This is a genomic window from Actinophytocola sp. (genome assembly GCF_036378875.1).
In the GTDB taxonomy this organism is placed as follows: Bacteria; Actinomycetota; Actinomycetes; order Mycobacteriales; family Pseudonocardiaceae; genus Actinophytocola.
Window position 1 is genome coordinate 80,035 of the sequence record NZ_DASUVO010000023.1, and the last position, 8,562, is coordinate 88,596.

General features: G+C 67.8%; 9 protein-coding genes. 5 read left to right on the forward strand and 4 right to left on the reverse strand.

Annotated features, from left to right (window positions below):
• Positions 1 to 445 precede the first annotated feature (445 nt).
• The 4 genes from VF106_RS07220 (at position 446) to VF106_RS07235 (ending at position 4,918) form a co-directional block, all read left to right on the forward strand.
• The gene (locus VF106_RS07220) at positions 446 to 1,663 is read left to right on the forward strand and encodes a M50 family metallopeptidase (RefSeq protein ID WP_330838795.1); all 1,218 of its coding nucleotides are present in this window, start codon (positions 446 to 448) and stop codon (positions 1,661 to 1,663) included.
• A 672-nt stretch (positions 1,664 to 2,335) separates the two neighbouring features.
• Positions 2,336 to 3,256, forward strand: a complete 921-nt coding sequence (locus tag VF106_RS07225) for a LysR family transcriptional regulator (protein ID WP_330838796.1) — start codon at positions 2,336 to 2,338, stop codon at positions 3,254 to 3,256.
• 106 nt (positions 3,257 to 3,362) lie between these two features.
• Positions 3,363 to 4,781, forward strand: coding sequence for an OFA family MFS transporter (locus VF106_RS07230; RefSeq protein ID WP_330838797.1), 1,419 nt, complete (start codon positions 3,363 to 3,365; stop codon positions 4,779 to 4,781).
• Between the two features lie 5 nt (positions 4,782 to 4,786).
• Positions 4,787 to 4,918, forward strand: coding sequence for an MFS transporter small subunit (locus tag VF106_RS07235; RefSeq protein ID WP_330838798.1), 132 nt, complete (start codon positions 4,787 to 4,789; stop codon positions 4,916 to 4,918).
• Here VF106_RS07235 and VF106_RS07240 read toward each other — a convergent pair.
• The 4 genes from VF106_RS07240 to VF106_RS07255 form a co-directional block, all read right to left on the reverse strand.
• Complete coding sequence (locus VF106_RS07240; protein WP_330838799.1) at positions 4,887 to 5,450, reverse strand: TetR/AcrR family transcriptional regulator; 564 nt, start codon at positions 5,448 to 5,450, stop codon at positions 4,887 to 4,889. The genes VF106_RS07235 and VF106_RS07240 overlap by 32 nt on opposite strands.
• Positions 5,447 to 5,770 carry a DMT family transporter gene (locus VF106_RS07245; RefSeq protein WP_330838800.1) on the reverse strand — a complete coding sequence of 108 codons (324 nt, stop codon included), beginning with the start codon at positions 5,768 to 5,770 and terminating at the stop codon, positions 5,447 to 5,449. The genes VF106_RS07240 and VF106_RS07245 overlap by 4 nt, the downstream gene beginning before the upstream one ends.
• A gap of 166 nt (positions 5,771 to 5,936) precedes the next feature.
• Positions 5,937 to 6,908, reverse strand: a complete 972-nt coding sequence (locus VF106_RS07250; protein WP_330838801.1) for an LLM class F420-dependent oxidoreductase — start codon at positions 6,906 to 6,908, stop codon at positions 5,937 to 5,939.
• On the reverse strand, positions 6,908 to 7,456 hold the full coding sequence (locus tag VF106_RS07255) for a type 1 glutamine amidotransferase domain-containing protein (protein WP_330838802.1): 549 nt from the start codon (positions 7,454 to 7,456) through the stop codon (positions 6,908 to 6,910). Before VF106_RS07255 ends, VF106_RS07250 begins: the two co-directional genes overlap by 1 nt.
• Positions 7,457 to 7,607: 151 nt before the next feature.
• Here VF106_RS07255 and VF106_RS07260 point away from each other — a divergent pair, with 151 nt between their 5' ends.
• A complete protein-coding gene (locus tag VF106_RS07260) occupies positions 7,608 to 8,231 on the forward strand; it encodes an alpha-ketoglutarate-dependent dioxygenase AlkB (protein WP_330838803.1) in 624 nt (207 codons plus the stop codon).
• Positions 8,232 to 8,562: the final 331 nt, after the last annotated feature.

The following is an 8,562-nucleotide window of genomic DNA, read 5'->3' on the forward strand; positions in this document are numbered from 1 at the left end:
GTCTCTGTTGGACGCACCAAGCCCGCGAACCGGAGGTCGCTGGCGGCGTGGCAAGTGTCTGGCCCGACGGCACGGACAGCGCCCTGCCTCCACCCACCGCCGCTCGCCGCATGTCAGCCGCACACGTCGCGCCCCACTGACCTGCGCCTCCGCTGAGCCCTCCGAACTCGCGGCTCCACCTGGTCTTGTCGAACGAGATCGCGTCTCAATCAACCATCCGCGATTCCACGACAACCCGCGTTCCACCTGAGCGCACGCCGCGCCCATTCGCGCCTTCCCGACACCGATTCACCGCATGCGCGGGCGGGCGTCACTCCACCAAACTCGCAGGTCAGCCGTGCTCTTGTGGCCGTCGAACGCGCTCCAGCCTGGCCGGGTTCGTCCTGAACGGCCTCTTTACCTAACGTGCGTAGGCTCGCCGAAACGGCAGGACGAAAGGGGCGACGTGCTCGCGTACATCATCGGTGTGGTGCTTTTCGCGTTGTGCATCGGCGCCTCGCTCGCGCTTCACGAGGCCGGGCACCTGTTGTCGGCCAAGGCTTTCGGTATGAAGGTGCGCCGGTACTTCGTCGGCATGGGACCGAAGATCTGGTCGTTCCGCCGTGGCGAGACCGAGTACGGCCTCAAGGCGCTCCCGATCGGCGGGTTCTGCGAGATCGCCGGTATGACCACGCTCGACGAGGTCGCCCCGGAGGACGAGCGGCGTGCGATGTGGCGTCAGAAGACGTGGAAGCGCACCGTGGTCATGGCGACCGGGCCGTTCACCCATTTCCTGCTCGGTTTCATCGTGCTCTACGTGATGGCGGTGACGTTCGGCCTGCCGAACCTCACCGAGAAGCCAGTCGTCTCCCAGGTCTCCAACTGTGTGCGCGACGCGCGCACCATGGAGCAGCTCGCCGACCAGACGTGCCGCCCGGGCGAGGTCGGCCCGGCGCAGGCGGCCGGGCTTCGTCCCGGTGACGAGGTGGTCTCGGTCGGCGGCGTCGGCACGCCGACCTGGACCGCGATGGTCGAGGAGATCCAGAGCGCGGACGGTCCGACCCCGTTCGTGGTCCGTCGGGGCGACGAAACGCTGCGCCTGACCATCGACGTTCCCCGGCTCGAGCGCAAGGTGACCAACGCCGAGGGCAAGACCGAGATCGCCGAGGTCGGCGTCGCCGGCGTGTCGATGGTCAAGTCGTTCGAGTACACCGCCTGGACCGCGATCGGCGGCACCGCGTCCTACACGGGCGACATGTTCGCCCAAACCCTCCAGAAACTGATCGAGTTCCCGCAGCGCATCCCGGCGGTCGTCCAGGCGATCTTCGGCGGCGAACGCGACCCGGACACCCCCGTCAGCGTGGTTGGCGCGAGCCGGATCGGCGGCGAGGCGGTCGAAGCCGGCCTGTGGCAGCTTTTCCTGCTGTTGGTCGCCGGGCTGAACTTCTTCATGGGCGCGTTCAACCTGCTGCCGCTGCTCCCCTTGGACGGCGGGCACATCGCGGTCGTCTGGTACGAACACGTCCGCAACTGGCTGCGCAACCGCAGGGGCCAGACCGCGGCGGCGCCGGTGGACTACGCCAAGCTCTCCGGCATCACGATGGTCCTGATCGTGATCGGCGGAGCAGTCCTCCTGCTCACCGTCACCGCGGACATCGTGAACCCGGTCAGGATCATGCAGTAGCGAACCGAGGCTCGGCCTCCGGCCCCCGGGTTCAACGCTACCGGACACTCCCGACAAACCCGGCCGACGAAGATCCACTCAGAGTGCCTTGTCCACAGCCGTGCGCGGCATCCACAGGCAAGATCATCGCCACCGTTTCTGTCGGCCCCCACCGGTACGCTGGACACCGGGGGCCGGAGGCCGCCCCGGGACCGCATGTACAAGTCTCTCTCCCCGCGCGCCTGCGCGAACTCACGTGCCGCGACAGGTTCGAGCGCCGCACAGGCTCTGGAGTGCGGCGCGGCCGATGGCACCGGGACCCGGCCGAACGCGCCGACACCCGCGTCGGTGACGCGGATGCCAGCCTGCTCGCCGAGCCACTCCCGTGACGTGGCCTCCCGAGCCCGGCGCTGGAAGTCCTGCGCTGTCGCGCGGGTTGCCATCCTCGGCCAGGTCCCGCACCCCTCGAGCGACCACCTGTTCACAGCCTCGACCCATGCCGTCGTCACGCCCACGATCGGCAGCCGCACCCCGCGCGCGCCCGATGGCACGTCGAGGCGGAACCATTCCTCTCGCCGCTCGTGGCCAGAATCCGGCACCACGTGCCAGCCCGCCGCGACGCCACTTTCTGTCGGTGCCTTCCCGTAGGCTGGTAACCGGGGGCCGGAGGCCACCGGCCGCTACGCTTTCCCCATGTTGCTGCGCCAGCTGGAGTACCTGAGCGCGCTCGCGCGAGAAGGTCACTTCGGGCGGGCCGCCGAAGCCTGCCACGTCTCCCAGCCCGCGCTGTCCGCGGCCATCCGCAAGCTCGAGGCCGAGCTCGACGTCCAGATCGTCCAGCGCGGCCAGCGTTTCGAGGGTTTCACGCCCGAAGGCAAGCAGGTGCTTCTCTGGGCGCACCGCATCCTCGCCGAGCAGGACGCGCTCCGCCACGAACTGGCCAGCATGCGCGGCGGCCTGTCCGGCGTGCTTCGCATCGGCGCGATCCCCACCGCGCAGACCATCGCCTCGCTGCTGACCGCGCCCATGTTCGAGGACCACCCGCAGGTGCGCATCTCCATCGAGTCGCTGTCGTCACGGGAGATCGTGCACCGGCTCGCCGAGTTCGACCTCGACATCGGGTTGACCTATGTGGACGGTGAGCCGCTCGGCACCGTCCGGGTCACTCCGCTCTACCGGGAGCGCTACCTGCTGCTCACCCCGGCCGACGGCGAGTTCGCCGACCGCGAGTCGGTCGGCTGGGGCGAGTTGGTGGACACGCCGCTGTGCCTGCTGTCGTCCGTCATGCAGAACCGCCGGATCCTCGACCGCAACTTCGCCGAGGTGGGCGTGGCCGTCACGCCGTCCGTGGAGACCGACACCGTCTCCGCCATCTACGCCCACGTCGCGACCGGCCGCTGGTCCAGCGTCATCGCCCACGCCTGGCTCTACCTGTTCGGCGTGCCCGAAGGTCTGAAGGTCGTCCCGCTCAACCGCCCGCGTCTCGCGTACCAGGTCGGCCTCGTACTGGCCGACCGCGACCCCGAGCCCATGCTCGCGCGGGCCCTCGTCGACGCCACCCGCCGCGTCGACATGCAGACCGAACTGGACCAGTTGCTCAAAAAGTACCTCTGATAGATGTCGGTTATTGCCCGATCACCTAGAATAGTTTGACGGTCAATCACCCAGCTCAGTAGCGTCCTGGCACCGATCCTCCCCCTGCAGCACATGGAGGTGCGTCTTGGCTGCGCTGTCGTTCCTCGATCGCGAACACACGGTGGCGAAGCCGGGGTACAGCCGATGGCTGATTCCGCCGGCCGCGCTGGCCATCCACCTCTGCATCGGGCAGGCGTACGCGACCAGCGTGTACAAGACCGCGCTCGTCGCACACTTCGACACGAGCCTCACCGCGATCGGCATCATCTTCTCGATCGCGATCGTGATGCTCGGTGTTTCCGCCGCGGTCATGGGCACCTGGGTCGAGCGGGTGGGGCCGCGCCGGGCGATGTTCACCGCCGCGTGCTTCTGGGCGACCGGCTTCCTGATCGGCTCACTCGGCATCGCGACGACGCAGCTGTGGCTCGTCTACATCGGCTACGGGTTCGTCGGCGGCATCGGGCTCGGCATCGGCTACATCTCGCCGGTGTCCACGCTGATCAAGTGGTTCCCGGACCGCCCGGGGCTCGCGACCGGCATGGCCATCATGGGCTTCGGCGGCGGCGCACTCGTCGCCTCACCCCTGTCGCGCCAGCTGATGTCGTTGTACGACTCCGGCTACAACCCGTCCGACTCGCAGTCGGTGGCGTCCGGCAGCGCGGTCGCGTTGCTGTTCCTCACGCTCGGCATCGTGTACTTCGTCGTCATGATGTTCGGCGTCTTCAACGTGAAGGTGCCGGCGCCCGGCTGGCAGCCCGCTGGTTTCGACCCCTCGAAGCTCAAGTCGAAGCCACTCGTCACCACGGCGCACGTGTCCGCCGCCAACGCGATCAAGACACCGCCGTTCTGGCTGTTGTGGACAGTGCTGTTCTGCAACGTGACGGCGGGCATCGGCATCCTGGAGCAGGCGAGCCCGATGATCCAGGACTTCTTCCGCGAGGGCGGGACATCGACGGTCGCGACGACCGCCGCGACGGCCTTCGTCGGCCTGCTGTCGATATTCAACATGGCGGGCCGGTTCGTCTGGTCGTCCACTTCGGACTTCCTGGGCCGCAAGCCGACGTATGTCATGTACCTCGGCGTCGGCATGATCCTGTACTTCCTGCTGGCGGTGGTCGGACACAGCGCGACCGCGGTCTTCGTGCTCCTCGCCGGGGTCATCATCTCCTTCTACGGCGGCGGTTTCGCGACAATCCCGGCGTACCTGCGCGACCTGTTCGGCACCTACCAGGTCGGCGCCATCCATGGCCGCCTGCTCACCGCCTGGTCGGCGGCGGGCATAGCCGGCCCGCTCATCATCAACGGTTTCCTTGACGCGCAAGGAAAACCCGGCGAGCTCGTGTATTCCGACTATCGGCCGGCGCTGTTCACGATGGTCGGCGTCCTCGCGGTCGGTTTCGTGGCGAACCTGCTGGTGCGCCCGGTGGCCTCGCAGTTCCACGAGTCGGCGCACAGCGACGCGTTCGCCGAGGCCGACCAGTCCGCCAGTGCTGGCAGGAGGTGACCCGGATGTCAGAGACCACGGAGCAGACCGGCGGGCAGACCGCACGTCTCGCGATCTCCTGGCTGGTCGTCGGAATCCCGATCGTCTACGCGCTGTACCAGACGATCAAGTCGGTTCTTCCGCTGTTCGGGGGTTGAGCAGCAGCGCCGCGACTCCTGCCCGGAGCCCGTTCACGTCGGGGGGCCCGTCGGTCACGAGCGCCTGCAACATGAACCCGTCGATCAGCGCCGCCAGGGCGAATCCCCGCTCGGGCCCCGCGAAACGGGCGCAGATGCCGCGAATCCCGTCGATCCACAGCTCCGCGGCGGGACGCAACTCCGGAGTACGGGCGGCCGCGAGACACATCTCGTAGTCGAGCAGCGCCTGCTCGCGGTCCGCGAGGTAGCGGCACACAAGATCGACGAATGTGTCTGGCAGATCACGGCTGACGAGTAGTTCCTCGGCCCATGCCTCGAGTCCGGCCCGTGCGGTCTCGACCGACTCACGCAGCGCTGTCGCGACGAGGTCGTCGAGCGTCGGGAAGTAGTACGTCGTGGAGCCCAGCGGCACACCGGCCAGAGCGGCGATCCGCCGGTGGGTCACGTTGCCGACGCCGTGCTCCGCGATCGCCCGGACCGCCGCCGTGATGATCTGCTGCCGGCGCGCCTCGGGATCACGCCGGGCGGTCAATGCGCACCCCCCAGGTTGAGGACCGCTACGCCACCGATGACCAGCACGACGCCCGCGATCTTCTGGAAGCTGATCGGCTCGTTGAGGAACACCACGCCGATGGCGACGATCGCGGCCGTGCCGAGCCCCGACCACATGGCGTAGGCGACGCCGACCGGCAGGTCATGCTTGATCGCCCAGGCCAACGCCGCGAACGCGGCGACGTACGACCCAAGACACGCGACCGTCGGCCACAAACGGGTGAACCCCTCGGTGACCTTCAGGAGGCTGGTGCCCAGCACCTCGAAGGCGATGGCTCCCAGCAGGAACAGGTAGGGCATCGGCACCACTCCCAGCAGTAGTACATCTGTACATGTACGAATGTACACCACTGGGCGCAGCCCAGGTTCAGGCCGACTCACACCAACCGGCCACCCCACCTGGCCCACCATGCTCGTACGCCAGCCGCCCGCACCTGACGATCTCAGGCAACCACTAGCGCAGCGCCTACCCCGCCGCCTCCCGGAGGGCGGGCAGGATGTGGTCCCGCGCCGCGGCGATGAAGCCGTCCTGGTGATCGCCGCCGATCTGGACCAGCGCCACGTGCGTGAAACCGGCCTCCCAGTACGGTTTCACCGCGGACACGATCGCGCCGGGGTCGTTCCCGCACGGGATGTTCTCCGCCACGTCGTCCTTGGTGACGAACTGGGTCGCCGCCGCGAAGCCGGCCGGTCCCGGCAGCTCGGCGTTGACCTTCCAACCGCCACCGAACCAGCGGAACTGCTCGTGCGCACGACGGATCGCCGCATCGCGATCACTGTCCCAGCACACCGGCAGCTGACCGATCTTGGGCGTGTCGCCACGGCCGAGCCGGTCCCATCCCTCACACAGGGCCGAATCCGGCTCGACGGCGATCATCCCGTCGGTGAGCGGCGCGAACCGCTGCACCGACTGATCGCCGGACACGGCCACCGCGATCGGCACGCGGATGTCCGGCAGGTCCCACAACTTCGCCGAGTCGACACGGAAGTGACTACCCGAGAAGTTGACATAACCTCCGTCGAACAACGCGGAGATGATCTGCACGGCCTCGACGAGCATCTCGTGCCGCACGTTCACCGGTGGCCACCCACGGCCGACCACGTGTTCGTTGAGGTTCTCCCCCGCGCCGAGCCCGAGGGTGAACCGGTTGCCGGACAACAACTGCACGGTCGCCGCCTGCTGTGCGACCACAGCGGGGTGATAGCGCATGGTCGGACATGTCACGTAGGTCATGAGGTCGACGCGCTCAGTCGCCTGCGCCACCGCCCCGAGCGTCACCCATGCGTTCGGCGAGTGCCCCTGCTCGTCCAGCCATGGGGAGTAGTGATCGCTCGTCACCTCGAAGTCGAAGCCAGCCCGCTCCGCGTCCGCAGCGTACCGTACCAGGTCCCGCGGTCCGGCCTGTTCCGTCATGAGCGTGTAGCCGAAGGCGACCATCAGACGTGCACACCCTCGGCGACTTCCTCGACCAGCTTGGCGCAGAACGCGTCGAGGTCGTCCGGCTTGCGGCTCGACACGAGACCCTCGTCGGTGACGACCTGCTCGTCGACCCAGGTGGCCCCGGCGTTGCGGAGGTCCGTCTTCAGGCTCGGCCACGAGGTCATCGTCCGGCCACGCACCACGTCCGCCTCCGCGAGCACCCAACCGCCGTGACAGATCACCGCGATGGGCTTCTTGGCGTCGGCGAACGCGCGGACGAACTGGACGGCATGGTCGTCAGCACGCACGAAGTCACCGTTGGCCACCCCGCCCGGCAGGACGAGCGCGTCGTAGGAGTCGGCGGTCGCCTTGTCGACCGGCACGTCCACGTGCCTCTTGTCGCCTTTGTCCAGGTGGTTGAACGCCTGGATGTCACCAGAACCCAGGGACACCAGCTCCGGTTGCCCGCCGGCCTCGACGACGGCCTGCCACGGCCGGTCGAGCTCGACCTGCTCCACACCGTCGGTGGCCAGGAAAGCAACCCTCTTGCCATCAATCGAAGGCATGACACCTCACTCTTTCGGTGTATCGGTTACTCAACCGCGACTACCCGGCCACCCGGACCAGCAAACCGCTCGCCACCCGCTCAGGGAGCACCCTTCACACCTTCGTGTCGGCCTCGCTCAGGTGTTCGAAAGCAGGTGTATCGTGGCCGTCATGTCAGCACTCCAGGCTTCACTGCTCGATGACCTCGACGAGGTCGGGTTGCGCTCACTCGTCCCCATCCGCCGTACCGAGCTCACGGACGGCGCGTGGGTGGACGTACGCCCCGGCTGGCTGACGGGCTCGGGCACCTTGTTCGAACGTCTGGCGAGCGGTGTGCCGTGGCGCGCCGAGCGCCGGCAGATGTACGACCGCCGCGTCGACGTGCCGAGGTTGCTGTGCTTCTACGACGAGCGGCAACCACTTCCCGATCCGGTGCTGGAGCAGGCGCGAGACGCCCTCAGCGCGCACTACGCGACGGAGCTCGGCGAACCGTTTCGCACCGCGGGCCTGTGCTACTACCGCGACGGCAAGGACAGCGTCGCATGGCACGGTGACCGAACCGGCAGGGGAAACACCGAGGACACGATGGTCGCCATCCTCTCCGTCGGCGCGCCGAGAGCGCTGTTACTCCGGCCGCGCGGAGGCGGCCAAACTCTCCGCTACGCGTTGGGCCTTGGCGATCTGATCGTCATGGGTGGCTCTTGCCAGCGCACATGGGAACACGCGGTACCGAAGACCGCCAAGCCGGTCGGACCGCGCATCAGCATCCAGTTCCGCCCACGAGGCGTGCGCTGACTGCTCACCAGCAAGCATCCGGCTGACAACCAGCGAAGGGAGTGATTCACGACCGCTCAGGAGCCGTACCGCCTCACTCCTCGACCGGCTGGTCGAGGACGCGTCCCAGCCCGACGCCGCCCCGAAAACCAGTCCGCACCCCGGAGTCCACAAAGGAGGATCACCACCAGTCACGGCGACAGAACCCCTAAGAGCCCGTTCCTGAACTGATCTTGGTCGGTGTGTCGGGCCGGTAGGCGGAGGAACTCCTGGTAGAGCAGTCGGTGTCGAATCGCCGCTGTACCAGGAGTTCCGTTGCTATCGTGCCGTATCGAAGCCGCTGGCGTGGCCT